The sequence below is a fragment of the Aquihabitans sp. G128 genome (assembly GCF_019048865.1).
GTDB lineage: Bacteria > Actinomycetota > Acidimicrobiia > Acidimicrobiales > Iamiaceae > Aquihabitans.
This window is the reverse complement of record NZ_CP077604.1, coordinates 4,905,170-4,932,090: the sequence shown is the minus strand read 5'-3', so window position 1 is coordinate 4,932,090 and position 26,921 is coordinate 4,905,170. Positions and strand designations below refer to the sequence as shown.

General features: G+C 73.4%; 23 protein-coding genes and 3 pseudogenes. 7 read left to right on the top strand and 19 right to left on the bottom strand.

Annotated features, from left to right (window positions below; translation table 11 throughout):
* Nucleotides 1-1,056 precede the first annotated feature (1,056 nt).
* Nucleotides 1,057-1,857: a large conductance mechanosensitive channel protein MscL gene (gene mscL, locus KSP35_RS23690; RefSeq protein ID WP_216998219.1), complete on the bottom strand. Its 801-nt coding sequence runs from the start codon at nt 1,855-1,857 to the stop codon at nt 1,057-1,059.
* Between the two features lie 136 nt (nt 1,858-1,993).
* Here mscL and KSP35_RS23685 point away from each other — a divergent pair, with 136 nt between their 5' ends.
* Both KSP35_RS23685 and KSP35_RS26340 read left to right on the top strand, forming a co-directional pair.
* Entirely contained in the window at nt 1,994-2,896 is a 903-nt protein-coding gene (locus KSP35_RS23685) for a TIGR01777 family oxidoreductase (RefSeq protein WP_216998218.1), read from the top strand.
* Nucleotides 2,897-3,167: 271 nt separating this feature from the next.
* A pseudogene (locus KSP35_RS26340) lies at nt 3,168-3,473 on the top strand (HAD family hydrolase); the annotation flags it as partial.
* A gap of 196 nt (nt 3,474-3,669) precedes the next feature.
* On the opposite strand, the gene KSP35_RS23675 reads toward KSP35_RS26340, so the two are convergent.
* Nucleotides 3,670-4,452, bottom strand: coding sequence for an SDR family NAD(P)-dependent oxidoreductase (locus KSP35_RS23675; protein WP_216998217.1), 783 nt, complete (start codon nt 4,450-4,452; stop codon nt 3,670-3,672).
* A gap of 92 nt (nt 4,453-4,544) precedes the next feature.
* On the opposite strand from KSP35_RS23675, the gene KSP35_RS23670 reads away from it, so the two are divergent.
* Together KSP35_RS23670 and KSP35_RS26335 are read left to right on the top strand one after the other, a co-directional pair.
* Entirely contained in the window at nt 4,545-5,393 is an 849-nt protein-coding gene (locus KSP35_RS23670) for a L,D-transpeptidase (RefSeq protein ID WP_216998216.1), read from the top strand.
* 10 nt (nt 5,394-5,403) lie between these two features.
* Nucleotides 5,404-5,947 (top strand): annotated as a pseudogene (locus KSP35_RS26335) (CbrC family protein).
* A gap of 34 nt (nt 5,948-5,981) precedes the next feature.
* Here KSP35_RS26335 and KSP35_RS23660 read toward each other — a convergent pair.
* Nucleotides 5,982-6,482 (bottom strand): helix-turn-helix domain-containing protein, encoded by a 501-nt coding sequence (locus KSP35_RS23660; RefSeq protein ID WP_216998215.1) that lies wholly within the window; start codon nt 6,480-6,482, stop codon nt 5,982-5,984.
* 52 nt (nt 6,483-6,534) lie between these two features.
* Complete coding sequence (locus KSP35_RS23655; protein WP_216998214.1) at nt 6,535-7,062, bottom strand: hypothetical protein; 528 nt, start codon at nt 7,060-7,062, stop codon at nt 6,535-6,537.
* Nucleotides 7,063-7,279: 217 nt separating this feature from the next.
* Here KSP35_RS23655 and KSP35_RS23650 point away from each other — a divergent pair, with 217 nt between their 5' ends.
* Nucleotides 7,280-7,711: a nitroreductase/quinone reductase family protein gene (locus tag KSP35_RS23650; protein ID WP_216998213.1), complete on the top strand. Its 432-nt coding sequence runs from the start codon at nt 7,280-7,282 to the stop codon at nt 7,709-7,711.
* 7 nt (nt 7,712-7,718) lie between these two features.
* Here KSP35_RS23650 and KSP35_RS23645 read toward each other — a convergent pair whose 3' ends face one another.
* The 5 genes from KSP35_RS23645 to KSP35_RS23625 all read right to left on the bottom strand — a co-directional run bounded on the left by KSP35_RS23645 (nt 7,719) and on the right by KSP35_RS23625 (nt 14,292).
* A complete protein-coding gene (locus KSP35_RS23645; RefSeq protein WP_216998212.1) occupies nt 7,719-9,281 on the bottom strand; it encodes a hydantoinase B/oxoprolinase family protein in 1,563 nt (520 codons plus the stop codon).
* On the bottom strand, nt 9,281-11,074 hold the full coding sequence (locus KSP35_RS23640) for a hydantoinase/oxoprolinase family protein (protein WP_216998211.1): 1,794 nt from the start codon (nt 11,072-11,074) through the stop codon (nt 9,281-9,283). The genes KSP35_RS23645 and KSP35_RS23640 overlap by 1 nt, the downstream gene beginning before the upstream one ends.
* 306 nt (nt 11,075-11,380) lie before the next feature.
* Entirely contained in the window at nt 11,381-12,418 is a 1,038-nt protein-coding gene (locus KSP35_RS24975; protein WP_254126898.1) for an RNase H family protein, read from the bottom strand.
* Nucleotides 12,419-12,443: 25 nt separating this feature from the next.
* Complete coding sequence (locus tag KSP35_RS23630) at nt 12,444-13,181, bottom strand: ABC transporter ATP-binding protein (RefSeq protein WP_216998210.1); 738 nt, start codon at nt 13,179-13,181, stop codon at nt 12,444-12,446.
* Nucleotides 13,174-14,292 (bottom strand): ABC transporter permease, encoded by a 1,119-nt coding sequence (locus KSP35_RS23625; RefSeq protein ID WP_216998209.1) that lies wholly within the window; start codon nt 14,290-14,292, stop codon nt 13,174-13,176. The genes KSP35_RS23630 and KSP35_RS23625 overlap by 8 nt, the downstream gene beginning before the upstream one ends.
* A 140-nt stretch (nt 14,293-14,432) precedes the next feature.
* On the opposite strand from KSP35_RS23625, the pseudogene aceE reads away from it, so the two are divergent.
* A pseudogene (gene aceE / locus KSP35_RS23620) lies at nt 14,433-17,158 on the top strand (pyruvate dehydrogenase (acetyl-transferring), homodimeric type).
* 169 nt (nt 17,159-17,327) lie between these two features.
* Nucleotides 17,328-17,921, top strand: a complete 594-nt coding sequence (locus KSP35_RS23615) for an HhH-GPD-type base excision DNA repair protein (RefSeq protein WP_216998208.1) — start codon at nt 17,328-17,330, stop codon at nt 17,919-17,921.
* Between the two features lie 26 nt (nt 17,922-17,947).
* On the opposite strand, the gene KSP35_RS23610 is transcribed toward KSP35_RS23615, so the two are convergent.
* From KSP35_RS23610 to KSP35_RS23565, 10 genes are all read right to left on the bottom strand, one after another.
* Nucleotides 17,948-18,472, bottom strand: coding sequence for a VOC family protein (locus tag KSP35_RS23610; protein WP_216998207.1), 525 nt, complete (start codon nt 18,470-18,472; stop codon nt 17,948-17,950).
* A gap of 44 nt (nt 18,473-18,516) precedes the next feature.
* Complete coding sequence (locus KSP35_RS25140; RefSeq protein WP_216998206.1) at nt 18,517-19,362, bottom strand: transglutaminase family protein; 846 nt, start codon at nt 19,360-19,362, stop codon at nt 18,517-18,519.
* Nucleotides 19,359-20,330, bottom strand: coding sequence for an alpha-E domain-containing protein (locus tag KSP35_RS23600; RefSeq protein ID WP_216998205.1), 972 nt, complete (start codon nt 20,328-20,330; stop codon nt 19,359-19,361). The genes KSP35_RS25140 and KSP35_RS23600 overlap by 4 nt, the downstream gene beginning before the upstream one ends.
* On the bottom strand, nt 20,324-21,907 hold the full coding sequence (locus KSP35_RS23595) for a circularly permuted type 2 ATP-grasp protein (RefSeq protein WP_371749008.1): 1,584 nt from the start codon (nt 21,905-21,907) through the stop codon (nt 20,324-20,326). The genes KSP35_RS23600 and KSP35_RS23595 overlap by 7 nt, the downstream gene beginning before the upstream one ends.
* 178 nt (nt 21,908-22,085) lie before the next feature.
* Nucleotides 22,086-22,556 carry a hypothetical protein gene (locus KSP35_RS23590; protein ID WP_216998203.1) on the bottom strand — a complete coding sequence of 157 codons (471 nt, stop codon included), beginning with the start codon at nt 22,554-22,556 and terminating at the stop codon, nt 22,086-22,088.
* 78 nt (nt 22,557-22,634) lie between these two features.
* Complete coding sequence (locus KSP35_RS23585; protein ID WP_216998202.1) at nt 22,635-23,405, bottom strand: S9 family peptidase; 771 nt, start codon at nt 23,403-23,405, stop codon at nt 22,635-22,637.
* Between the two features lie 25 nt (nt 23,406-23,430).
* A complete protein-coding gene (locus tag KSP35_RS23580) occupies nt 23,431-23,643 on the bottom strand; it encodes a hypothetical protein (RefSeq protein WP_216998201.1) in 213 nt (70 codons plus the stop codon).
* Nucleotides 23,644-23,704: 61 nt separating this feature from the next.
* Nucleotides 23,705-24,232 carry a hypothetical protein gene (locus KSP35_RS23575; RefSeq protein WP_216998200.1) on the bottom strand — a complete coding sequence of 176 codons (528 nt, stop codon included), beginning with the start codon at nt 24,230-24,232 and terminating at the stop codon, nt 23,705-23,707.
* A 34-nt stretch (nt 24,233-24,266) separates the two neighbouring features.
* Complete coding sequence (locus KSP35_RS23570; RefSeq protein WP_216998199.1) at nt 24,267-25,586, bottom strand: glucosaminidase domain-containing protein; 1,320 nt, start codon at nt 25,584-25,586, stop codon at nt 24,267-24,269.
* Nucleotides 25,587-25,774: 188 nt separating this feature from the next.
* Nucleotides 25,775-26,890 (bottom strand): acyl-CoA dehydrogenase family protein, encoded by a 1,116-nt coding sequence (locus tag KSP35_RS23565; protein ID WP_216998198.1) that lies wholly within the window; start codon nt 26,888-26,890, stop codon nt 25,775-25,777.
* Nucleotides 26,891-26,921 lie beyond the last annotated feature (31 nt).

The following is a 26,921-nucleotide window of genomic DNA, read 5'->3' as shown; positions in this document are numbered from 1 at the left end:
GACGTGCTCGGCCTCGGCGAGCCGGGGCCGCCACCCGCAGATCGGAGCCCGGACCCCGATGAGCAGGCGCTGTACCACCGCCTCGGCGCCGACGGCGGGGTCTTGGTGCCGAAGGGCGACGACGCCCGCATGGTCGTGAGCCAGAACGTGTGCAACAAGATCGACGCCTACCTCCAGCGCGACGTACCTACCGGGCCACCGTCGACGCCCGGACCGGTGCCGTGCGCTCCACCGCCCACATCGTGCGGTGCAACACCATCCCCACCACCGACCTGCCGGTGGCCGTCGTGGGCAACACCGCGGGCGCCGGTCGGCACCAACGTCAGCACCCTCAGCGTGTACTCGCCCCAGGCCTTCGACGGGGCGAAGATCGACGGCAAGGAGGTGCCGGTGGCTGCGACCAGGGACCTCCGCCTCGCCGTCTGGGACTCGCCCCTGCTCCTCGTGCCCCTGGGAGGCACGGTGACGGTCGACCTCGAACCCGGGGCGGGGCTGGCCTGCGCACCGGCTACCGGTTCGCCTACCTGCCGAGCCGGTGGTGGCCCCGGATCGCTTCCAGGCCCGCATCTCGGTGGCGCACGGCCGCTTCGACGGCGCGTCTGGCACCACGCTGAGCGTCGACGTGACCGCAGAGGAGCGCGGGTAGCTCTGGTCCGGCGTCCGCCGCTGACGGCCCCGGACCTGAGCATCCCTTCCTGCGCAGCATCCCATCAGCTAGGTTTGGCGGCGGCGCCGTCCGCGCCATCGGGCGGCCCTACGGGGCCCGTAGGGAGGAAGCACACATGATCCGCAAGGTCCTCATCGGAGCGACGATGCTCGTCGCCCTGTTCGCAGCCCCGGTTGAGGCGCAGTACGACCCCACCGGGTCAAACCCCGGCACCGTCGTGCAGGGTGGCCAGGTCACGGTCTCCTGGCTCGGGCTGCCAGCCCAACCAGGAGATCACCATCACCGGCCCCCCCCGGAGTCCGAGGAAGCCCTCGCTGGCAACCCGACGGTCGCCCCGGTCATCACCGTCAAGACCACCTCGGACGAGAACGGCAACCACAGCGTGTCGTTCACCCGTGCCCTCCACCCTCGCCCCCGGCGCCTACGACGCCGGCCCTGCCCGCCCGGCGGCGGCGTCGACGCTCACCGCCAACCGGCGGCCTCGAAGCTCTACTACCTGGCCGCTTCGTCGTGGACCGCCCCACCACCCCGGTCACCACGCCTGGGACTGGCGCACGGGCGGGACCTCGCTGCCCTGGACCGGCCCGAACACCAGCGGCATGGCCCTCGTCGGCGCCGGCCTCCCGGCCGCCGGCGGCCTCCTGCTGCTCGGCACCCGCAGCGCCGCTCGTCGGCTCCCGCAGCCGCCTGGAGCCCTGGGGCCCCTCCCCGCCCTGCAGCACCAACCTGAACGCGACGCGCCCCCGGCCACTGGCCGGGGCACCGTCGCCTCCGACCAGGTTCAGGCGGGCGGTGCGGGCGTCCCGGTGCCACCGGCCTGAGCAGGTCGCGGATCTGGCGAGGAGCTCCTCGCCCACGGTCAGCGGCTCGTTGGTCTCGGCCGTGTCGGCTGCGCCCTTGCGCAGGTCCTGCAGCCTCTCGAACGACTTGACCATCACGAACAGGTCGAAGGCGATGATCACGAAGCTCACCACCGCGGTCACGAACGAGCCCCACCTGATCACGCTGTCGTTGATGGTGATCGTGTAGTCGTCGAACGTCGGCTTCCCGCCGATGATGCCGACGATCGGCATGACGATGTTGGCCACCAGCGCGCCGACCACCGCCTTGAACGCGGTGCCGATGACCACGGCGATGGCGAGGTCGATGACGTTGCCGCGCAACAGGAACTTCTTGAACTCTTGGAGCATGGGAGGGGGGGCCTTCCTTGAGGGTTGTCCAGGTGGCGCCAGGGTAGGTGGCCCTGCCACCCCGCCGTTCGGATCGGCGTGTGCGAGCCTGCACGTGCCGCACCGCCGATCGGTCCCAACCAGGAGCGCTCACGCCATGGACATCGCCATCACCGGGTCGACCGGACTCATCGGCACGGCGCTCACCGCCTCGCTGCGAGCAGATGGGCACCGGGTGGTGCCGATCGTGCGGGCCGACAGCGGGTCGGGCACCGTCCGGTGGGACCCGGCGGCGGGCACCATCGACGCCACCGCGCTCGAGGGCATCGACGCCGTGGTCCACCTGGCGGGCGAGGGCATCGCGGCCGGTCCGTGGACGACGGCCCAGCGCCAGCGGATCCACGACAGCCGCAGCCGGGGCACCACGCTGCTGTGCGGCGCCCTGGCCGGCCTCGCATCGAAGCCGAGCGTGCTCGTCAGCGGCTCGGCCATCGGGTACTACGGCGACCGCGGCGACGAGGTGCTCACCGAGTCCTCGGCCTCGGGCGACGACTTCCTCGCCGGCGTCTGCCGCGACTGGGAGGCGCCCACGCGGGCGGCGACCGAGGCGGGCATCCGGACCGCCATCGTGCGGACCGGCATCGTCCTGTCGCCGAAGGGGGGCTCGCTCGGCGCCCAGCTGCCGGCGTTCAAGCTCGGGCTGGGGGCCAAGGCCGGCCGTGGGGACCAGTGGATCTCGTGGATCACCCTGCGCGACGAGGTGGCCGCCATCCGCCACGCGATCGACACCGACGCCGTCGTCGGACCGGTCAACCTGGTGGCGCCGAACCCCGTGACCAACGCGGCGTTCACCGATGCGGTCGGCGACGCGGTCAAGCGGCCGACCTTCCTCACGATCCCCCGCGCCGTCCGCCACCTGCCGTTCGGGGTGGGCGACCTGCTCGGCTCGCTGCTGTTCACCTCGGACCGGGTGACCCCCGGGGTGCTGACGGCCACCGGCTTCACCTTCGCCGACACCGACCTCGAGGCGGCCCTCGGCCACCTGCTCCCCCGCCGCTGACGCCAGCGCCGGACGGCCACCCGCTCGCCTCTTCGAGGACCCCTAGGCTCGACCGCCGTGCCTCCCCGCCGCATCGCCGCCTTCGACTTCGACGGCACCCTCACCCAGCGCGACACGCTGCTCCCGTTCCTCGTCCGGACCTGCGGGTCCCGGCAGGTGGCCCGGGCGGTCAGCGCGGTGGCGCCCTTGGCCGCCCGAGCCCGGCTCGGCCGCCTGCAGAGCGAGCTGCACCACCGCGACGCCGTGAAGGAGGCGCTGCTCGCCGCGCCTCCTGCGCGGCCGGGAGGCAGCCTGGTTCCGCGAGGCGGGTGCCGACTACGCCCGGACGCTCCCCGCCCGGATCCGGCCGGACATGGCCGAGCAGGTGGCCTGGCACCGCGAGCACGGCCACGAGCTGGTCATCGTCTCGGCCTCGCTGCTCACCTACCTGGCGCCGTACGCGCCGGCGGAGCGCTTCGACCACGTCATCGCGGTGGAGATGGAGGTCGGCGCCGACGATCGCCTCACCGGCCGCCTGGCCTCGCCCAACGTGCGCGGCCCCGAGAAGGCCGTCCGCCTCGATGCCTGGCTCGACGGCGACCACCCGGAGGTGGTGTGGGCCTACGGCAACTCCAGCGGTGACACCGAGCTGCTCGAAAGCGGGCCCACGTCCCCGTGTGGGTGGGCAAGGCGGCGAGCCGCAACGCCTGACCCCGGCCGCGGACGACCGCCCGGCACCGGCCGGGCGGTCGTCGAGGTCCGCGCGCGGCGTCGCGCTGGCGGGAGGGCTCAGGTCACTTCGGCTGCATGCGGATGCCGGCGTCGATGCGGATCGACTCGGCGTTCATGTAGCTGTTGCGCAGCAGCTCGGCCGCCAGGGTGGCGAACTCGCCGGCCTGGCCCAGGCGCTTGGGGAACAGCACCCCGGCGCCGAGGCGCTCCTTGAACTGCTCGGCCGCCTCGCCCTCGCCGTAGATCGGGGTGTCGATCAGGCCGGGGAGGATGCAGTTGACCCGGATGCCCGATGCCGAGAGGTCGCGGGCGATCGGGAGGGTCATGCCGACGACGCCGCCCTTGGAGGCCGAGTAGCTGGCCTGGCCGATCTGGCCGTCCTCGGCGGCGACCGACGCGGTGTTGACGATGGCGCCCCGCTCGCCGAACTCGTCGGGCTCGTTCTGCGACATGGCCGTGGCGGCGATGCGGATGGCGTCGAAGGTGCCGACCAGGTTGATCTCGATGACCTTCTTGAAGATGTCGAGGTCGTGGGCGGACTCGTACTGGCCGTCGCGGCCGATGGTGCGGGTGGCCCAGCCGATGCCGGCGCAGTTGACCAGCGCCTTGAGGGGTCCGAGCTCCTTGGCGGCCTCGACCGCGGCGATGATCTCGTCGGTCTTGGTGACGTCGCACGCCACGAAGACGCCGCCGATCTCCTTGGCGAGGGCTTCGCCCTTCTCCTGCTGCCGGTCGAGGTCGGCCACGACCACCTTGGCGCCGAGCGAGGCGAGCTGGCGGCTGGTTGCCTCTCCGAGGCCCGAGGCCCCGCCGGTGACGATTGCGCTGATGCCGTTGATCTCCATAGGCCCGCGACCTTACTTGACTGCGCGGTCAAGTGTCCCAAACCGGGCCCCGGCACCGGCCCGGCCGAGCACGGCGAGTACCCTCGGCGCCGATGTCGCGCCGCCGCCCCACCGCTACTGCCCGCCGGCCCCGCCTCGCTCGTCGCCCGCTGGCCCTGGCCGTCGTCGGGCTGCTCGCCGTCGGCCTGCTCGGCTCCTGCACGGGCGAGCGCCCCTCCCTCGGCGCCGCCAAGGCCGGCGGCCCCACCACCACGACGACGTCCACCACCGCGGCGGGCAAGGCGAGCACCACCACCACGACCCCCGGGCCGAAGGCCCTCGGCCCCGACGACCTGCTGGGCTACATCGCCACCCCCACCGGGAACCCGGTCGTGCGGGCCGAGCCGCGGGACGACGCCCTCCCGATCAGCATCGACCCCAAGACCGAGGCTGGCGCGCCCACCACCTTCGCCATCATCGGCGACGCCACCGCCGTCACCGACGGCTGGTACCAGGTGCTGCTCCCCACCCGCCCCAACGCCGCCCGGGCGTGGGTGCCCGCGGCCTCGGTCACGGTGACGAAGACCCCGTTCCGCATCTTCGTCGACCTCGCCGGGCGCAGCCTGCGGGTCGAGAAGGATGCCGCCCCGGTCTTCACCGCGGACACGGCGATCGGCACCACCGAGAACCCCACGCCGGTCGGCGCCACCTACGTCACCGAGCTCATCGACAACGTCGACCCGGACGGGTCCTACGGGCCCTACGCCTTCGGCCTCGCCCTCCACTCCGACACGCTGAGCGAGTTCGGCGGCGGCGACGGCCAGGTCGGCATCCACGGCACCAACCAGCCGCAGAAGATCGGCCAGGCCGTGTCCCACGGCTGCGTCCGCCTCAAGAACGCCGACGTCGAGGGCCTCGTCGACCTGGACCTGCCGCTCGGCGTCCCGGTCTTCATCACCTGAGCGGCAGCCGGTGACCTCCGAGGCGCTGCCCATCTTCCGCTACCACCCGGACCCGGTGGCGACGGGCGCGTTCGAGCAGCGGCCCACCCGGTGCGTGGGCTGCGGCCAGGACCGCGGGTGGGCCTACGCCGTCACGCCCTACGCCGAGGCCAACCTCCGCGACGCCCTGTGCCCGTGGTGCGTGGCCGACGGTTCGGCGGCCGCCACCTTCGGCGCGACCTTCACCGAGCTCGGCGAGGACGTCCCGGCCGCCATCCCCCAGTCGGTGCGGGACGAGCTGGCCCACCGCACGCCCGGCTTCAGCGTGGCAGGAGGAGCGCTGGCTGTTCCACTGCGACGACGCTGCGGCGTTCCTGGGCGCCGCCGGCTGGGACGACGTGGGCCACCTCCCGGACGCCGTGGCCCAGCTCCACGCCCAGGCCGAGTCCTGGGGCTTCGGCCGCGAGGACGCCGAAGCGTTCGTGGGATCGCTCGACGTCGACGGCGACTCGACCGCCTACCTGTTCCGGTGCCTGCACTGCGGCACCCACCTGGCCTACGCCGACGCCGGCTGAGGCCGACGCCCACGGGGGCCGGCGGCGAGCGGCCCTAGGCGGTGGGCTGCCCGGTCCGGCCACGCCGGGGCGGGAGCTCCGTGCCGGCTGGCGAGCCGGGGCCCACCTGGGCCCGCACGCCTCGACGCTCCAGGACCTCGCCGCACTCGGAGCAGGTGGGCACGACGTGGGTGACGTGGCCGCAGGCCCGGTGCACGAGCTCGACCGGCGGGCCGTCCGGCGCCTCCCAGCGATCGCCCCACTCGCGCAGGGTGGTCATCACCAGCCAGAGGTCCTTGCCCTTGTCGGTGAGGCGGTAGTCGTAGCGGACCGGTCGGTCCTGGTACGCCACCTTCTCCACCACGCCCCGCTCGACGAGGTGGTTGAGCCGGGTGGTGAGCACGTTGCGGGCGATGCCGAGGCGGCTCTGGAAGTCGTCGAAGCGGGTCACGCCGAGCATGAGGTCCCGCACGATCATCGGCGTCCACCACTCGCCGATCACCTCGAGCGTCTGGGCCACCGAGCAGGAGAAGTCGTCGAAGCTGCGGCGCTGCATGCGCCCAGGCTACCCAGTTGCTTGACGCTATGCACTGCGGGGCGGCCGGGACCTACTCGCAGTTGTGGCAGAGGCCCGACGCCGGCAGCGTGATGAAGCAGGTGGGGCAGGCCGGCCGCTTGGGCGGATCGGGCCGGGGAGCGCCGGAGGCCAGGCGGCCGGAGCGGACCGCGGCGATGCGCGGGGTGAAGCGGGGCTCGCCGCCGTTGCTCGGCAGGGTGGCGCCGTAGCGGCCGTAGAGCTTGAGGCGCTCCTTGGCGGCGTGCATCTCGGGGTCGTCGGGGACCTCGCCGTCGCGCCGGCCGGCGGCCTTGGCGTAGCCGGCGCCGATGGCCTGGTCCTTGCGCACCACGAGGGCGGTGAGCAGCGGCTCGTCGGGGTCGGTGGCCTCGGCGGTGACGGCGGCGAGCACCTTGCCCACCCACTGGTGGAGCAGGACCTTGGTGCGGATGCCGGCCGCCTCCTGGACCGCCTCGCCGAACTCGGCGTAGGTCACGAAGGCGCCGTAGGTGCCGGCCACCTCCTCCAGGTGGGGGACGGCGACGGCCGTCCAGGCCACCACGGCGTCGTCGTAGGACACCTCGGAATCGTCGGCAACCAGCCAGGTACCACGGTCAGACACGCGCCGTTCTCTCGTCGAAGGGTGGGAGCGGAGCCGTGCCCACCGACAGGGAGTCCGGTGGTCCACCCTACGGACCCGACCCCCCGCCTCCCCCATCCGTCCGCCGGGCCGCCCCGGAGAGCGGCGTCGTCCCGCCGTTCGAGCCGGCGGCGCCCCGCACGTAGGCTCCACGAGCGTGACGAGCGACCGCACCTTCAAGGTCATGAACGCCGTGCACCGGGTGGTGCTGCGCGGGAGCGCCGGGCGCATCGGCTGGGAGTTCGACCACCTGCCCGTGGTCCGGCTCACCACCACCGGCCGCAAGAGCGGGCGGCCCCGGACGGTCTTGCTCACGTCCCCGATCCAGGAGGGCGACGCCACCGTGGTCGTCGCGTCGAAGGTCGGCGAGGACACCCACCCGGCCTGGTTCCTCAACCTCCGCGACCAGCCTGCGGTGCGGGTGGCCCGCCGGGGGCGGCCGGCTGAACCGATGACGGCCCGGATCGCCGGTGCCGAGGAGCGCGAGCGCCTGTGGCCTCGGATCACCGAGGCGTACCCGAACTACGCCCACTGCCAGGCCCGCACCGAGCGGGTGATCCCGGTGGTGCTCCTCGAGCCCGCCACCTGAGCGGACCTCAGCGGCCCTCGCCCTGCGGGCCCCATCCTCCGCCGCCCGGGGTGGACATGCGCACGACGTCGCCGGCCTGGAGGTGGATGGTGCACTTGTCCGGCAGGCGCTCGGCCCGGGCCTCGTCACCGCCCGGGAGGAGCCAGTTCTCGCCCACCGCCCCAGGGGCCCCGCCGGCCAGGCCCCACGGCCGGCTCACCCGGCGTTCGGTGATGAGCGAGAGGGTGGCCGGCTCGAGCACCTCCAGGTCGCGCTCGATGCCGTCGCCGCCCGGCGCCGCGCCGGCGCCGCCGCTCCCGCGCCGCAGGCCGTAGCGCCGCACCCGGACGGGGAACGCTCGCTCGAACGCTTCGGTGGGGGTGTTCCGGGTGTTGGTCATGGCCGTGTGGACGCCGCTCATGCCGGGGACCGGGCCCCCACCGCTCCCGGGGCGGGGCGGACGGCCGCCCTGCCCGCCGGCCACGGTCTCGTAGGACACCCACCCGTCGCCGCCGAGCAGCAGGTTGTTCATGGTCCCCTGGGAGGCCGCCGGCACCCGGTCCGGGACCACCTGGGCCAGGGCGCCGAGGCACACGTCGGCCACCCGCTGGGACACCTCGACGTTGCCCGCGCCCACCGCAGCCGGTGGGCGGGCCGCCACCACCGACCCGCTCGGCGCCACGACGTGAACGGGCCGCAGGCCCCCGCCGTTCGACGGGATGGTGGGATCGAGGACCGACCGCAGCGCCCACGCCACGGCCGAGGTGGTGACGGCTTCGACGGCGTTGACGTTGCCGGCGCGCTGCGGGTCGGTGCCGGTGAAGTCGAAGCGGATCTCGTCGCCGCGCACGGTCAGCGCCAGCCGGATGGTCGTCGGCTCCTGCTGGTGCGGCGCCGGGCCGAAGCTGTCGAGCACGTCCTCGAAGCGCCAGGTGCCGTCGGGCAGGTCGGCGAGGGCCGCCCGCATGCGACGCTCGCCGTAGGCCACCACCTCGTCGAGGTCGCCGGGAGGCGGCAGCACCGCGAGGAACCGCTCGGCGCCGAGGCGGTTGGCGCCAACCTGGGCGTCCAGGTCGCCGGCGCGCTCCACGGGCGTCCGGGACGACGCCACCACGATCGCCACCACCTCCGGCGTGAGGCGCACCGGCGGGATGCGCAGGCCCTCCTGTTGGATCTCGGTGGCGTCGGCGGGCAGCGAGCCGGGAGCGGCCCCGCCGAGGTCGGCGTGGTGGGCTCGGTTGGCCACCCAGCCGACGACGCCGGCCGGGCCGAACACCGGCGTGACCAGGGTGATGTCGTTGAGGTGGGTGCCGCCGGCGAACGGGTCGTTGAGCAGGATCTGCTCGCCGGGTGCCACCTTGGGGCCGAGCGCCTCGATGGCGGCGGCGACCGATGCCGGCATGGACCCAAGGTGGACCGGGATGTGCTCGGCCTGGACGAGGAGAGTGCCCTCCGCGGTGAACAGGGCGGCGGAGCAGTCGGCCCGCTCCTTGATGTTGGGGCTGAACGCGGCGCGCCGCAGCACCTCGCCCATCTCGTGGGCGACCCCGGTGAGCCGGGCGATGAGGATGGCGAGGGCGGCCGGGTCCATCACGCCTCCACCCGCGTCAGCACCAGGGCGCCGCTGGTGGCGTGCGGGTCGGCCCGCCACCCGGCGGGCACCCAGATGGTGCAGTCGGCCTCGGCCACCACCGCGGGCCCGGCGGCGGGCCGGCGGACCGGCACCGGCAGGTCGGCCGGCGAGAGCGGAGCGGCGAGCCGGGCTGTGGCCCGCAGCGCCACCACCTCCACCCGGGCACCGGGCCGGGCGTAGCCGTTGCGCCGCTCGTGCTCGGCGGCGAAGTCGGCCGGGGTGGGCACCCGGAGCTCGTGGCTCTGGCCCTCGTAGCGGCACTCGACGGCGGTGGACACCTCGCCGCCCGGCACCGCGGCGGCCGCCTCGGCACCCAGCGCCTCGAGCGCGGCCTCGAGGCCCTCGAGGTCGGCGCCGCCGGGCCACGTGCGCACCACGTCGTGCTGGCGGGGCGCCGTCAGGCAGCCCAGCGCCGAGAGGACGCCGGCTCGGGCCGGCACCACCACCGCCGGCATGCCCAGCGCGTCGGCGATCGCGCACGCGTGCAGGGGCCCGGCCCCGCCGAAGGCCACCAGCGCCAGCCCGGCGGGGTCGACGCCCCGGGCGACGGTCACCGCCCGGACGGCCTCCTCCATGGCTGCGTCGACCACGGCCAGCACGCCCTCCGCGGTGACGCCGGCCGCGACGAGGGCGGCCTCGGCGGCGGCCCGGTCCAGGTGCCCGATGCCGGGGAGCTCGGCCTCGGCCGGCAGGTGGCCGGCCACCAGGTTGGCGTCGGTCACGGTCGGCTCGGTCCCGCCGGCCCCGTACGCCGCCGGGCCCGGGACGGCCCCGGCGCTGCGGGGTCCCACCACCAGCGCCCCGCCCGGGTCGAGCCCGGCGATCGATCCCCCGCCGGCGCCGATGGTGTGCACGTCGAGCGACGGTTGCCGGATGGGGAACCCGCCGACGGAGCGTTCACCGGCCGGCTCGGGGACGCCGCCGCGCACCAGGCACACGTCGGTGCTGGTGCCCCCCATGTCGAAGGTGACGGCGTCGGGGAAGCCGCTGGCCACGGCCGCCGCCGCCCCGGCCAGCACCCCGCCTGCCGGTCCCGAGAGCAGCAGGCTCACCGGCAGCTCCGCCCCGCGGGCGACGGGCACCAGGCCGCCCGCGGAGGTCATCACCAGCACGTCGTCGGCCGCCCCGGCGAGGCCGTCGAGGTAGGTCCGGCAGGTCGGCCGGAGGAAGGCGTTCACGACCGTCGTGACCGTGCGCTCGTACTCGCGGAACTGCGGCGAGACGTCGACCGAGGCCGTCACGTCCAGGCCCCGCCGCTCGAGCGCGGCCGCGACGCCGCGCTCGTGGGCCGGCTCGAGGTCGCTGTGCAGCAGGCACACCGCCACCGCCTCGACGCCCTCGGGCACCGTCGGCATCGTCCCGGGATCGAGCGCTTCGAGCACGGTGCCGTCCGGGCCGATCCGCCCGCCGACCTCGAGGCGCAGCTCCCTCGGCACCAGCGGTTCGGGCCGGTCCGCCCACGGGTCGTAGAGCGAGGGCCGGTCCTGCCGGGCGATCTCGATCACGTCGGCGAACCCGGCGGTGGCCACCAGCGCCACCCGGGCCCCCCGCCGCTCCAGCAGGGCGTTGGTGGCGACCGTGGTGCCGTGGGCCAGCACCGTCGCTCGCTGCTCGCCGTCGGGGAGCACGAGGGCGGCGCCCACCACCACGGCGCGGCCCGGGTCGTCCGGCGTCGACGGGACCTTGGCGATGGTCCCGTCCTCGCCGACGACGTCGGTGAACGTGCCCCCGGTGTCGACGCCCACTCGCATGGCCCGAAGCTACCGGCCGCCTCACCGCCGTCGATCCCGGCGATCTGTCCGGATCGGGAACGAAACCGCGGGGTTGGACGTCGGAGGTGGTGATGCTGCTCCCCCCTGGCCCTCATCGGCGCTGCCGGCACCCTGGCGATGCGCTCCCCCTCCAGCTTGACCGGGACCCTCGCCGTGCTGTTCCTGGTGCTGGCGGCGCTGCTCAGCGCCATCGGCCGCCTCACCGGCGACCCGCTCGTCGTGCGGCGCCGCCCCTGAGGCCCGTCGTCCGTCTCGCTCGGCGGAGTGCGGACCGGGCGGCGGACCTCAGGGGCGGATGACCAGCAGGTCGTCGCCGAAGGCCTTCTCGAGGGTGGAGAACGTGGCGTCGAGGCGGGCGTCCTGCTCGTCCCACACCAGCACGGCCTGGTCCGCGGCATCGACCAGCCAGCGCTCGCGCTGCTTGAGGTTGGCCGCGAACCCGGCCCGGTCGGTGGGCACCTTCTTGTGGAAGTTGGCGACGGACGACGCCCGCCCCACGAGGTCGCGGAACCGAGCCTGGGTGGCCGGCGCCTGCTTGGCCTCCATGCCGGGGAAGGCGAGCACCACGGCGTAGGGCACGTCGGCCCGGATGGCGGCCTCGGCGGCGAGCACCTCGGCGCCGGGGCGCAGGCCGGTGAGCACCACCAGGTCGGGGTGGAGCTGGGCCTGGGCGTCGATCCACTCCTGCAGCCGCCGGCGCACGTCGTCGGCCACCGGGTTGGCCTCCCAGCCCCCGAGGGCGTCGGGCGAGAGGCCCAGCACCAGCAGCAGGTGGCCGGCGGGGATCCGGCCGTCGCGACGGCGCTTCTCGGCGCGCTGCTCCTCGATCGGGAGGTCGCTGATCTTGCCGCCGCCACCGGGCGCCCCTGGCGTGGGGCCGACGGCCTGGCGGAAGCGATCGCGCTCGACCACGGCGAGCTCGTCGACCAGGTCGTTCATCCGGTCACCGGAGTGGCCCTTGACCCACTCGAAGGTCAGCTCGTCCCGCCGTGCGTCGCGCGCCGCCACCAGCGGCTCCCAGATCTCCCGGTTCTTGACCGGCTCGCCGGCCTTGGTCCGCCAGCCGTTGCGGATCCAGTTGACGCTCCACTTCTGGAGGCCGTCCTTCACGTAGGTGGAGTCCATGACGAGCGTGAGCGGGCGACCGGGGTTGTCCTCGATGGCCCGGAGCACGGCGGTGAGCTCCATCTTGTTGTTGGTGGTGGCCGCCTCGCCGCCGCTGCCGAAGTGCTCGCGGGAGGACGCCCAGGCCCACCCGCCGGGCCCCGGGTTCCCGCTGCACGCGCCGTCGGTGTAGATCCGCAGGGGTTGCTCGCCAGCCATCGGGTCAGCATGCCAGCCCGCCCCGTCAGCTCCCGCCGACGGGCGCGATCCGACCGTCGGCCAGGCGGAGGAGCCGGTCGGCGCGGGCGTTCAGGCGGGGGTCGTGGCTCACGGCGAGCACCGTCACGCCCTCGTCCGCACGCAGGGCCTCGAACAGGTCGAGCACCGATCCGGCGGAGTCGTCGTCGAGGCTGCCGGTGGGCTCGTCGGCCAGGATCACCCGAGGGCCGTTGGCGAGGGCGCGGGCCACCGCCACGCGCTGCCGCTCGCCGCCGGACATGGTGGGCGGCTTGGCGCCCACCCGGTTCGCCAGCCCCACCTGTTCCAGGAGGTCGACGGCCCGGGCCTTGCGCTGGCGGGCTCCCAGGCCGGTGTCGAACAGGGCCATGGCCACGTTCTGCTCGGCGGTGAGGCGGGGCACCAAGTTGTGGAGCTGGAACACCAGCCCGATCTCCCGGCGGCGGTAGCGGGTGAGCTGGTGGAGGTGCACCACGTCGATCCCGTTGACCCGGATGGTCCCGGAGTCGGGGTGGTCGAGCGCGGCGAGCAGGTGCAGGAGCGTCGTCTTGCCCGAGCCCGAGGGACCGGTGACCGCGGTGAACGAGCCGGGGGCCACGTCGAACGACACGCCGTCGAGCACCACCGTGTCGCCGAAGCGGCGGGTGACGTCGCGCACGGTGATGGCGTTGGGGTCGTCGGCGGACCGCTGGCGCTCGAGGCGCCGGTCGGTGCGCTGGCCCGCGGGCTCGAGGAGGTCACTCACGGCGCATCGCCTCCAGCGGCGAGAGGAAGGCGGCTCGGACCGCCGGGTACAGGGCGCCCACGAAGGCGACGCCGAACGCGAAGTAGAGCGACCGGCCGAAGATCCCGGCGTCGTAGACGGGGTGGAAGACGCCCCGCAGCTGGGCCTGGTGCTGGAGCAGGTTGATGGCGCCCCAGCCGAGGAACAGGCCGACGAACGCGCCCGCCAGGCTGACCACCACCGCCTCGCCGAGCACGAGGGCGATGATCCGCCGCCGCGACCAGCCGATGGAGCGCAGCACGCCGAACTCCCGGACGCGCTCGAAGAAGCTGAGCAGCGAGGTGTTGAGCACGCCGCTGATGGCGATGACCGCGGCGAGGATGCCGCCGCCGGTGTTGGCCGCCGAGATCAGCACCAGGGTGTTGTCCACCCGGCCGTAGTCGCTCTCGCTGGCCACGGTGGCGAGCTGCGGGAAGGCCCTGTCGATGGCCTTGGCCACCGCCTTCTTGTTGGCCCCGGGCGCCACCTTCACGAAGCCCAGGCTCACCTGCCCGGCCGCCTGGTACCGGCCCTGCAGCACCGGCAGCGGGAACATCATCGTGGAGTTCCCGAACGAGATGTTGGTGCGGTAGGTCCCCGTGACCCGATACGTGTGCCCGTCGATGGTCAGCCGATCGCCCACGCCCTTGTGGATCGACTGGGCCAGGACGTAGCCCAACATGACCTCGTCGTCGCTCTTGGCCGTGTAGCTGCGGCCCTGGAGGATGACCACGCCGAAGGGGTCCTGGGCGTCGGGGTCGAGCCCGACCTGGATGACCCCCGGGTGGCCGGCGTCGTAGGTGTCGAGCTCGATGAGGGCGCCGATCGAGCGGCCGACGCCCTCCACCTTGCCGACCTTCGCCATGTCGTCGGTGGAGATGAGCGAGTTGAGCAGCGAGTCGGTGTGCTTCTGGGCCACCGTGAAGTCGGCGTTGCCGACCTTGAGGATCCCGGTGGCCGACTCCTTCAGGCTCAACGTCAACGTGCCGAGGGCCACCACGGCCATCACGCCGATGGCCACCGCCAGGCCCGTGAGCACGGCTCGCAACCGGCGAGCGGCGACGTTGTGGAAGATCAGTCCGAGGAAGGTCACGGCACCACCTCTCCGGTCCGCGTGCGACCCGCCCGGCACCATATCGACGGCGGCGGCGGGCGCGTCGCCCGAACGAGCACGTGAACGGCGTGCGAAGTGACCGGTGGGTACGGGTGCGAAGCCGGACCCCGCGGGGCACCATGGCAGGCATGGGTATCGACGACGATTTCGTTGACCAGCTGTTCGACGCCGATCCGGGCGAGACCAAGGAGTGGTTGGAGTCACTCGATGCCGTGGCGTCCCAGCACGGCGCCGGTCGCGCCGAGTACCTGGTGCAGCGGCTGCTCGCCCGGGGCCACGAGCTCGGCCTCGGCGTGCCCACGCCGGTGCGCACGCCGTACGTGAACACCATCCCGCTCGTCGACGAGCAGGCCCGCTACTGGTTCCCGGGCGACTTCGAGATGGAGCGGCGCATCCGGGCGTTCATCCGGTGGAACGCCGCGGTGATGGTGGTGAAGGCCAACAAGGCCGCCGAGGGCATCGGCGGCCACCTGGCCACGTTCGCCTCCTCCGCCGCGCTCTACGACGTCGGCTTCAACCACTTCTGGCGGGGCAAGGACGACGGCGGCGCCGGCGACGCCGTCTACATCCAGGGCCACGCCGCCCCCGGCATCTACGCCCGGGCGTTCCTCGAGGGCCGGCTGAGCGAGGACCAGCTCGACGGCTTCCGGCGCGAGATCGACGGGCAGGGCCTGTCCAGCTACCCCCACCCCCGCCTCATGCCCGAGTTCTGGGAGTACCCCACGGTCTCCATGGGCCTGGGCCCCATCAACTCGCTCTACCAGGCCCGCTTCAACCGCTACCTGCACCACCGCCGGCTCGACGACACGTCGGGCAGCCGGGTGTGGTGCTTCATCGGCGACGGCGAGACCGACGAGCCCGAGACGCTCGGCGCCATCTCGCTGGCCGGGCGCGAGGGCCTCGACAACCTCACCTGGGTGGTCAACTGCAACCTCCAGCGCCTCGACGGACCGGTCCGGGGCAACGGCAAGGTCATCCAGGAGCTCGAGGCGGTGTTCCGCGGCTCGGGCTGGAACGTCATCAAGGTCGTCTGGGGCTCGGCGTGGGACGAGCTCATCGAGAACGACGTCGACGGCGTGCTCGTGAAGAAGATGAACGAGACCGTCGACGGCGAGTTCCAGCGCTACACCATCGAGGACGGCGCCTACATCCGCGAGCACTTCTTCGGCCCGGACCCCCGGCTCCGCAAGATGGTGGAGCACCTCTCCGACGACGACCTGCGCTGGCTGCCGCGCGGCGGGCACGACTACCAGAAGCTCTACAGCGCCTACAAGGCCGCCACCGAGCAGCGGGGCAAGCCCACCGTCATCCTGGCCAAGACGGTCAAGGGCTGGACGCTGGGCACCGAGGTGGAGGGCCGCAACGCCACCCACCAGATCAAGAAGATGTCCAACGAGCAGCTGCGTGCTGCGCACCCGCCTGCACCTCGAGGAGGAGATCCCCGAGGAGGCGCTGGCCGACGGCGCCTCGGCGCCCTACTACCGCCCACCGGACGGGTCGCCGCTGCACGCCTACCTCATGGACCGCCGCCGGCGGCTGGGCGGCTCGCTGCCCAAGCGGGTGGTGCGCACCAACCGGGCGCTCACGCTCCCGCAGGACAGCGTCTTCGACGAGTTCCGCGGCGGCTCCGGCAAGAAGGAGGCGTCCACCACCACCGCCTTCACCCGCCTGCTGCGCGCCTTCGCCCGCGACGAGGGCTTCGGGCCCCGCGTGGTGCCGATCATCCCCGACGAGGCCCGCACCTTCGGCATGGACTCGTTGTTCAAGGAGTTCGGCATCTACGCCGCCGAGGGCCAGAAGTACGAGTCGGTCGACCACAAGCTGCTGCTCTCCTACCGGGAGAGCATCGACGGCCAGCTGCTCGAGGAGGGCATCACCGAGGCCGGCGGGCTCGCGTCGTGGACCGCAGCGGCCACCTCCTACGCCACCCGCGGCGTGCCCATGGTCCCGTTCTTCATCTTCTATTCGATGTTCGGCTTCCAGCGGGTGGGCGACCTCATCTGGGCGGCCGCCGACGCCCGGGCCCGGGGCTTCCTGCTCGGCGCCACCGCCGGGCGCACCACGCTCACCGGTGAGGGCCTCCAGCACCAGGACGGCCACAGCCTCGTCCTCGCCTCGACCGTGCCCACCTGCGAGGCGTACGACCCGGCCTTCGCCTACGAGACCGCCGAGATCATCCGCACCGGCATCGAGCGCATGTACGGCCCGGAGCCCGAGGACGTCTTCTACTACCTGACCCTCTACAACGAGAACCACGTCATGCCGCCCATGGCCGAGGGCGTGGCCGAGGGCATCGTCGAGGGCCTGTACCGCTGGCAGCCGGCACCCGACGGCGACCACGCAGCGGCCGCCACCATCCTGTTCTCGGGCTCGGCCCAGGGCGCCGCCCGGGAGGCGCAGGCCGAGCTGGCCGAGCGCTGGGGCGTCGGCGCCGAGCTGTGGAGCGCCACGTCCTACAAGCGCCTGCGCGAGGACGCGCTGGCCGCCGAGCGCTGGAACCGCCTCCACCCCGGCGAGCCGGCCCGCACCCCCCCGGGTCACCGAGCTGCTCGACGGGTCGAAGGGCCCGATCGTGGCGGTCACCGACTTCATGCGCACCGTGCCCGACCAGATCTCGCGCTGGGTGCCCAGGAAGCGCCGCTACAGCTCGCTCGGCACCGACGGCTTCGGCCGCTCCGACACCCGCGAGGCCCTCCGCCGCTACTTCGAGACCGACGCCCCCCACCTGGTGGTGGCCGTCCTCTCGTCGCTCGCCGCCGACGGCAAGGTCGACCCCGACCTGGTGGCCAAGGCCATCGCCCACCACGACCTCGACGCCGAAGCCGCCGTCCCCTGGCACGGCTGACCAGCCCCACCCCTCGAACTTGTCGCAGTTGTCGACCGTGGCGTCGCCCAACTGCGACAAGTTCAGGACCGCCAGCTCGCCCAACCCTCGAACTTGTCGCAGTTGTCGACCGTGGCGTCGCCCAACTGCGACGAGTTCGGGGTTGGCGGGGTCGCCTAGCCTCGGCGGGGTGACTGCGCCGGACTCCTTCCCGATCACGTTCGACGACGACGCCAACGAGCTGCTGGCGCACGACCCGCTGGCGCTGCTCTACGGGATGCTGCTCGACCAGCAGGTGCCGATGACGTGGGCGTTCCGCTCGCCGATGGTCATCAAGGAGCGGCTGGGCGACCGGTGGTCACCGGCCGGCATCGCCGCCATGGACCCCGAGGAGGTCGTGGCGGTCTTCTGCGAGAAGCCGGCCGTGCACCGCTACCCGGCGGCCATGGCCCGACGGGCCCACGGGATCGCCCGGGTCATCGTCGACGAGTACGAGGGCGACACCGCCAGCATCTGGACCACCGCCAAGTCCGGCACCACGCTCTACGCCCGGGTGTCGGCGCTGCCCGGCTTCGCCGAGGAGAAGTCGCGCATCTTCGTGGCGCTCCTGGCCAAGCGCTTCGACGTGAAGCCGCGCGGCTGGAAGGCCGCTGCCGGTGCGTTCAGCGACACCCAGCCCCGATCGGCCGCCGACGTCGACTCGCTGCCCAAGCTGCGCGAGGTCCAGGCGTGGAAGAAGCTCCAGAAGGCCGCCAAGAAGTCCAAGTCCGAGTTCTCGCTCTAGCGGTCGGCCCCGCCAGGGCCACGCCGCTACGCCGGGCCACCCGTGAGGTAGGCGTCGTAGGTGTCGCGGGGCCAGTAGCGGGTGACGGCGATGGCATCGGCGGCCACGAGGTCCGCGGCGATGCGGTCGTACTCGTAGCAGTTGAGCTCGTACTGGTTGCCCCAGGGGTCGACCAGGTCGACGGCCCAGCAGAGGTCGAAGTCCACCAGGTGCTCCGGCGCGAGTGGCGTGCCGTCCGGGTGGTCGATGCCGTTCGGCAGCGAGCGGATGAACGCCGAGAACACCTCGGCGTCGACGCTGAACGCCACGCCCGTGCGCTGGGGCACCATCGGGTGCCCCTCGCTGGCCTCGAACAGGGCCAGCGTGGTCCGGCCGCCGTCGGCCGAGATCTGCAGCGGGCCGCCCTCGAAGCCCTTCGCCCAGAAGTCGTACTCGGCCACGGGCTCGAACCCGAGGTGCTCGGCGTACCAGCGGGCGGCTTCGTCACGGTCCGGCACGCGGATGTGCACGTGGTCGAGCCGGCCCATGCGGAACGTCGGTGGGGTCGCCATGGGACCAGCGTGGCACCGATCACGGCGCCTCGCCGGGCGAGGCGTCAGGCCTTGCGGACCAGCTCGACGCTGACGTCGAGCTCTTGGGCGGCGCGCCCGGCGTAGATGCCCCGGAACGGGGACACGTCGGAGTAGTCGCGCCCGGCCGCGACCCGGACGTGGCGCTCGGCCACCGGGTTGAGGCTGGTGGGGTCCAGCGGCCAGACGGTGCCGGTGAAGGCGGCCACCCACGCGTGGCTCTCGCCCACGAGCGGCTCGTCGACCGGCGCCTCCTTGCGGGGGTGCAGGTAGCCCGAGACGTACCAGCTCGGGATGCCCATGGCCCGGAGCAGGGCGAGGGTGACGTGGGCGAAGTCCTGGCAGACGCCGGCGCCGGTGTCGAGCACCTGCACGGCGGTGGTCTTCACGCCCGTGGTGCCCGAGCGGTAGTCGAGCCGCTCGTTGACCCAGGCCGCAGCGGCCTCGGCGGCGGCTGCGGGGGTGTCGTTGGCGGCGGCCAGCTCGGCGGCCACGGCGGCGAGCTCCTCGTTCCACGCCACGGTCTCGGTGGGCACGAGCAGCTCCTCGAAGCGGTCCCGCATGGGCACGCCGCGCAGCTCCTCCCAGCCGATGTCGCCCGGCTCGGCGGCCTGGGCGGCGGTCTCGATGGTGGTGCGGCCGGTGACGGTCAGCTCGGTGTGGGGCACCTGGATGTCGAAGTGGTGCACCACCGAGCCCCAGTAGTCGATGTGGCGGACCACCCGGGTGGCCGGCTCGACCTCGACCCGGCTGGAGAGCACGGTCTGGAGCCGGTCGCTGCGGGGCTCCAGGCGGGCCTCGTTGTACGACTGCGCCACCGGCGAGTCGTACTTGTACTTGGTGGTGTGGGTGATCTGCAGTCGCCAGCTCATGCGCTCTTGTCCGGGGTCCACTCGATGAACGCCACCCGCTGGAAGTAGCGCTGGGTCACCAGCTCGGAGGCGTAGGCGGTGGCGGCCTGGAGGCGGGCCACCACGGCGGGCAGGTCGGCGGCCAGCAGGGCCGGGTCGGTGTAGGCCAGCTCGGACCGGATGCGCCCGACCTCGCGGGCCGCGGCGCTGGTGCGCACCAGCGGGCGGCGACGGCCGCCGTTGGGGCGCTGGCCGCCGTCGACGTCGTCGAGCGCCTGCTCGGCCTGCGCCAGGGCGTAGGACACCGAGCGGGGGAAGTCCGGGTCGAGCAGCAGCACGCTCAGGGCCTTGGCCTGGTCGATGTCGCCGCCGTAGGTCCGGAGGAAGGCGTCGTTGGCCCCGCAGGACACCAGCACGCCGCTCCACCGGGAGGCGTCGGCGTTGGCCGGCACCGCCCCGAGGAGGCGGGCCGTCATGTCCACCCGTTCCAAGGACCGACCGATGGTCAGGAACCGCCAGCCGTCGTCGTGGAGCAGCACCGTGTCGATGAGGCCGCCCACCAGCGCCACGCGGTCTCGCACCCACTGGAAGAGCAGGTGGGGCCCGAGCGTGCGGGCGGCACGGACGTGGTTGTCGAGCTCGTGGTAGGTCCGGTTCAGCGCCTCCCACACCTCGGTGGCCAGGATCTCGCGCAGGCCCCGGGCGTTCTCCCGGGCCAGGCGCAGCGAGCCGACCACGGAGCTGGGGTTGTCGGCGTCGTAGGCCAGCAGCTCGGTGGCCTTCCAGAGGTCGATCGGGCCCTCGGCCTCGAGGCGGGCCAGGTGCTCGCCCTCGATGCCCATGCTCTCGAGCAGGGAGGCGCCCACCCGGTCGTCGTTGAGCTGGACGACCATGCGGTGCACGTGCACGTCGAGCAGCCGGGCGGTGTCGTCGGCCCGCTCCAGGTACCGGCCCATCCAGTAGAGGGCTTCGGCGATGCGGCTCAGCACGAGGGCACCTCCCCTTCGTCGGTGGTGGGTGTCGGCTCGGCGGCGGCCTCCGGGGACTGCTGCTGCTGGAGCTGCTGCTGGTGGTGGCGCTCGTGGTCGTCGGCCGGACCGAACTGCAGCGGCACGGGGGGCGCCGGGCGGTTGGTGGCCTCCTTGGGCACGGGCATGGCCATGTCGAGGCCGAACGTGGCGTCGTCGTCGGCCAGCACCCACGTGTCCTTGGAACCGCCGCCCTGGCTGGAGTTCACCACCAGGCTGCCCTCGGGCAGCGCCACCCGGGTCAGGCCGCCGGGCAGGACCCAGACCTTCTCGCCGTCGTTGACGGCGAAGGGGCGCAGGTCGAGGTGGCGGGGCCGGAGCCGTCCGTCGACCAGCGTCGGGCCGGTGGAGAGGGCGACGACGGGCTGGGCGATGTAGCCGCGCGGGTCGGCGATGATGTTGGCCCGGCAGTCGGCCAGCTCCTCGTCCGACGCGTCCGGCCCGAAGACCAGGCCGTAGCCGCCGGAGGCGTCGACGGGCTTGACCACCATCTGGTCGATGCGGTCGAGCACGAACTCGCGCACGTCGTCCTCGCCGAGGCGGTAGGTCTCCACGTTGCGCAGCAGCGGCGGCTCGCCCAGGTAGTACTCGATGAGGTCGGGCACGTAGCTGTAGATGAGCTTGTCGTCGGCCACCCCGTTGCCCACCGCGTTGGCGATGGTGAGGTTGCCGGCGCGGGCCGAGTGGATGAGCCCCGCGCAGCCCAGCACGGAGTCGGGGCGGAACTGCACCGGGTCCAGGAACTCGTCGTCGATGCGCCGGTACATGACGTCGGCGCGCTCCTCGCCGGTGGTGGTGCGCACGTAGGTGACGTCGTCGCGGCAGACGAGGTCGCGGCCCTCCACCAGGTCGACGCCCATCATGCGGGCCAGGAGGGCGTGCTCGAAGTAGGCGCTGTTGTGCACGCCCGGGGTGAGCACCACGATGCGCGGGTCCGATGCCCGGGCCGGGGCGGTGGCCCGCAGGGCACCGAGCAGGTGGCGGGGGTAGTCGTCGACCGGCGCCACCGCCGAGGCGCCGAACAGGTCCGGGAACACCCGGGCCATCACCCGGCGGTTCTCCATCACGTAGCTCACGCCCGACGGGCTGCGGAGGTTGTCCTCCAGCACGCGGAACTCGCCGTGGTCGTCGCGGATGACGTCGACGCCGGAGACGTGGATGCGCACGCCGCCGGCCGGCTCCACGCCGTGGACCTGGCGGTGGAAGTGCGGCGAGGAGTGCACCAGCTTGCGGGGCACCACCTGGTCGTCGAACACCTCGCCGGGGCCGTAGACGTCGGCCAGGAACGCCTCGAGGGCCAGCACCCGCTGGCGGATGCCCGCCTCCAGGCGGCGCCACTCCTCGGCGGAGAGGACCCGGGGCACCAGGTCGAGCGGGAAGGGCCGCTCCTGGCCGGAGAGGGCGAAGGTGACGCCCCGGTCCCGGTAGGCCCGGCTCAGCCCGTCGGCCCGAGAGGCCAGGTCTGCGGTGCTCTGCGGCTCCAACGTGTCGTGCACGGCCCGGTAGGTGTCGCGCACCCGACCGAACCGATCGAACATCTCGTCGTAGGTCCGCCGGATGGAGCCCGCGTCGTAGTCGTCGAACAGGTCGCTCACCTGGGAGACCCTGCCGCTACCTGGTTTCGCGTCCGTGCGCACGACGTGAACGGTACGTGAACCGCCCGACCCGGGTGGCCCGAGGGCCTGCGCTCACCCCGAAGGGGCAGGCCGGAGGGGCTCAGGTGGCCGCGGTGCCGACCCGCACCTCGCGGGCCATGCGCACCGCGGCGAGGCCGCCGAAGAGGACCATCCAGAGCACCACGCCGATGACGACGTAGCCCGGCAGCTTGCCGGCCGAGGCCAGCAGGTAGGCGTAGGGCGCCACGAAGGACACCATCAGCATCACGATCCACGGCGCCGCATCCCGCATGGGGCGGCGGTCGTCGCGCATGAGCTTCACGCCCATGGCCTGGCCGATGCCGTAGGTGGGCGACGTGCCGACGTCGATGGCGAGGAACCACCACGGGTTGACGTTGTGCTCCTGCAGCACGGGCCACACCACCACGGCGCGGGCCACGCAGAAGACCACGACGGTGAGGGTCCACATCTGGCCGACGAGGCCGAGCTCCCGCAGCTCGCCCATGAGCGAGTGGGGCACCTCTTCATCGACTTCGACCTCGGACGACGCCGGGTCCTGCGCTTCGAGCACGGGGCTCCTTCTCGGACGGATGGCCCACGCTAGCGAGCGCGTGGACACGTGATGGGTCGGCACACCTACCCACCAGCTTTAGGTCTCAACGGGTGACGGACGAGATCCGTGGCGTTCGCGGTCGAGCCAGCCCAGCAGGATGGCCACCGCACGGGGGTCGTGGCGCAGGTCGTGGGCGGCGCCGGAGATGATCCGCAGCTCGGCCGAACCGTGGGCGTCGCCGAGCACGCGAGCGTCGAACGAGGGCACCGACTCGTCGTCGGAGCCGTGCAGCACGAGCAGCGAGCGGGGCGCCATGAGGGCGGCGTCGTCGACGGGCTTGATGTCGCGCAGCTGGCGGGTCCACAGGTCGAGCGCCGCAGGGAACGCCGGATCGGTGATGGCGCCGATGTCGCGGGCGTGCTGGAGCAGGCGGCGGGGGTGCCGGGCCCAGTCGCTGTAGTCGGCGGGGGCGCCGAGCGCGGCGACGCCGGCGACCTCGGGCCGACGGGCCGCCGCCGAGATGCAGAGCCCGCCGCCCGTGCCGAAGCCGGCCAGCCACACGCCGCGGGTCTCGCCGAGCTCGGCCGCCTGGTCGATGACCGCGAGCAGGTCGTCGAGCCAGCCGCCGAGGGAGAAGTCCCCGGTGGACGTGCCGCAGCCCCGGAAGGTGAAGGTGATGACCCGCCAGCCCTCGTTGGCGATGCGGTCGGCGAGCGCCGGGTACGAGCGCCCGGTGGCCTCGGCGGGCAGGGCGCCCGACGGGTAGCCGTGGCACAGCACCAGCACCGGCGACCGGGTCTCGGCCACGGGCGGGTGGGCCACGTACCCGGCGAGGCGGAAGCCTCCGGAGCGGAGCTCGACCTCCATCAGCGGCCGGCGAGCGGGGTGCGGGTCACGCGTCGTCGGCAGCGGGGGCGACGCTTGCGTGGGGCTTGTAGCCGCGGTTGCGGGCCTCGACCAGCGTGTCGGGCCCGAAGCTGAGGTAGGTCCGGGCCTCGAGCAGCTCCGCCATGATCTCCTCGGGCACGGTGTCGAGGTCGTAGACGACCTGGGTCCGCTTGTCGCCGACGTAGCGGTTGTGCTCGAAACGGGTGGGGCGCTCCATGCCCCACAACGTACGCGACGACCGCCGCGGGCGGGCAACCGCCGCCGGGGGTGCCGAGCGCTCAGCCGGCGTCGTCGGCGCGGCCGCCGATGGCGCCGATGGCCTCCAGGTACTGGAGGCGGCCATCGAGCACGGCGACGATGTCCTCGTCGGCCACCTCGCGCCCGGCGGCGTCGGCCGCCAGGAGGATGCGGGCGATGGCCACGTCCTCGTCGATGACCTGGCCGTAGGGGTCCTGGGGACCGAGCTCGGCCCCCTCCACCACCTCGCCGGCGTCGTCGCGCACCGGGATCGGGCGGCCCTCGACCAGCCGGGGCGCCCGGCTCCACGGGTAGCGGCGGTCCAACGGGTCCGACGTGGCCTCTTCCAGCAGGTCGGCGTCGGCCAGCAGGATCCACTCGACGTCGTCGTGGGAGATGCGGGCCTGCACCTCGGCCGGGAGCCGGTCGGCGATGAACTCGGTGGCCTCGGCGAGGTCGAACACCGCCGGGCGGGCAGCGCCGGCCAACCGGGCGGTCTCGCGCCCCACCAGGACCAGCCCGATCACCACGATCACCACCAGCCCGAGCAGCGCGAAGACCCACATCACGCTCCGGAACCTATCGCCGCGGCCCCGGACCGGATCAGTCGATGGTGGCGACGGGGTCGTCGAAGCCCTGCCCGGCAGCGCGGCGACCGAGGGCGTACTGGACCATCGACGTGTAGATGAGCATGACCTTGGGGCCGTAGCCGGGGTCGGTGGCCCACACCGTCGTGAGGTCGCCCCAGGTGGCGCAGCAGCCGGCCGGGCCCCGCAGCCGCTTGTCGACCAGCGGGCTGACGTACTCGGGCTTGCGGATGGCGTAGGACTTCAGGAGCTGGATCTGGGCCCGCACCCCGAGCTCGGGCGTGGGGAACGTCCAGCCCGACGGGCAGAGGTCGCAGTGGCCGATGCCGGAGAAGTTGTTGGCGGAGACGGAGTCGTTGTTGGCGAAGCCGCCGGTCTCGAGCACGGCCTGGGCGAAGGCGATGTCGCCGCGGATGCCCTCCTGGTTGCCCTCGGCGATGAACCAGCGGGCGTAGTCGGCGATGGGCGTCGTGACCCGGGGCGAGTAGGGGCTGGTGGCGAACCAGCCGGCCAGGTCCTCGGCGCTGAGGCGGGGCAGGCCGATCAGGGCGACGCCCTCGGGCACCATCCCCGCGACCCGGCCCGACCGCAGCCGGTCGGAGGCCTGCTGCAGGTCGACCTGGGCGCCGAGGTGGGCGGCCTCGGCATCGGACTTCTCGCGAGCCCGGGTGGCGGCGGCCAGCGACGCCAGGCTGGCCCCGTCCTGGGCCCGCACGCGGGCGGCCTTGGCGGTGGCGAGGGCCTTGCGAGCCTTCTCCAGGGCCACCCGAGCGGCCTCGGTGACCTGCTCCTGCCGGTGCAGCACCTGCTCGAACATGATCGTGCGGCCGCGGGCGGGGTCGGTGGTGTCGCCGTGGACCAGGGCGCGGTACTCGTCGAGGCTGAGGTCGTCGCCGGTGACGTAGGCCCGGACGGTGAGGTCCGACAGCAGCTCCCGCTCGCTGGCCAGCGTGGCCTTGTCGTCGTCCCGGGTGGCGGTGGCGGCGTCTTCGCGGTCGCGCGCCTTGGCCAGCGCGACGGCTGCGGTGAGGGCGTCGGCATCGGCCTGTTGCGAGCGCTGCTGGGCGCCGAGCCGGGCCACCGCGGCCTCCCCCACCGCCTTGCGCGCGGCGACGACCGCCACGAAGACGTCGTCGGGCGACGGCGGCTGGTCGGTGGGCGCGAGGGCGAGCGTCTCCTCGAGGATGCGCGACGCCCGCTCCTCGGCCGGCGTCTTCGGCGCTGCGGGAGCGTCCTGCGCCGAGGCCGAGGGGGCCAGCACCCCGGCGACGACGGCGAGCACCGCCAGCAGCGCCAGGGCGCGGGCGCGCCCGATCGGGCGGCGTCGCGTCTCCATCGGTGTCTCCATCGCAAGACCCATCGGCATCGGTGGCGGTTCCCTGAAGGGGCTCCCCGGTTCCGCCCCGAACCGGCGGAGCCAGGATAGGCCCGCTCTGCTACCCGCACCTGTCGCCCGCATGCCGCGCCCGGGCGCGCCACGGCCCGCCCCGGCGGACCGGGGCGGGCCGTGGTGGGTGTCCGGTGTCAGATGCCGATGCGCTGCGCCAGCAGCTCGCGGTGGTAGGTGGGGTCGCCGAAGAGCAGCTCCGACGACTTGGCCCGCTTGAAGTACAGGTGGGCCGGGTGCTCCCAGGTGAAGCCGATGCCACCGTGGATCTGGATGTTCTCGGCGGCGGCGTGGAAGTACGCCTCCGAGCAGTAGGCCTTGGCCAGGGAGGCCACGGCGGGCAGCTCGTCGTTGAGCTCCGAGGCGCACCAGCCGGCGTAGTAGGCGGCGGACTTGGCCGACTCGACCTCGAGCAGCATGTCGGCGCACTTGTGCTTGATGGCCTGGAACGAGCCGATGGGCCGCCCGAACTGCACGCGGTCCTTGGCGTACTCCACGGCCGACTCCAGCACCTTCTGGGCGCCGCCGACCTGCTCGGCGGCGAGCGCCACGGCGGCGAGGTCGAGCACCCGCTCCAGCACGGACCAGCCCTCGCCGTCGGTGCCGATGAGGCGGGCCGGCACGCTGGCGAAGTCGAGCTTGGCCTGCTTGCGGGTCTGGTCCATGGTGGAGAGCGCGGTCCGGGTGAGCCCGGCGGCGTCGCCCTCGACGGCGAAGAGGCTCACGCCGGCGTCGGTGCGGGCCGCCACGAGGATGAGCGACGCGGTGTGGCCGTCGAGCACGTAGGTCTTGGCGCCGTCGATCTTCCAGGCGTCGCCGTCCTTGGTGGCCGTGGCGGTGATGCCCGCCTCGTCCCAGCGGCCGTTGTCCTCGGTGAAGGCCAGGGTGGCGATGGTCTCGCCGGCCGCGATGCCCGGGAGGTAGTCGGCCTTGGCGGCGTCGTCACCGGCGTGGACCAGCGTGTTGCCGGCCAGGACCACGGTGGAGAAGAACGGGGCGCAGAGCAGGGCCCGGCCCATCTCCTCGAGGATCACGATGAGCTCGATGTAGCCGTAGCCGGAGCCGCCGAACTCCTCGGGGACGATCAGGCCCTGGAGGCCGAGCTGCTCGCCCATCTGCTTCCAGACCGCCTCGTCGTAGCCGGCCTCGGTGTCCATCTGCTCGCGGACGGCGGTCTCGGGCGACTTGGCCTCGAGGAAGCTGCGGGTGGTCTTGCGGAGCTCGTCCTGCTCCTCGTTGAACGCGAAGTTCACGGTGGTCCCCTGGGGTCGTCGACGGTGGGTC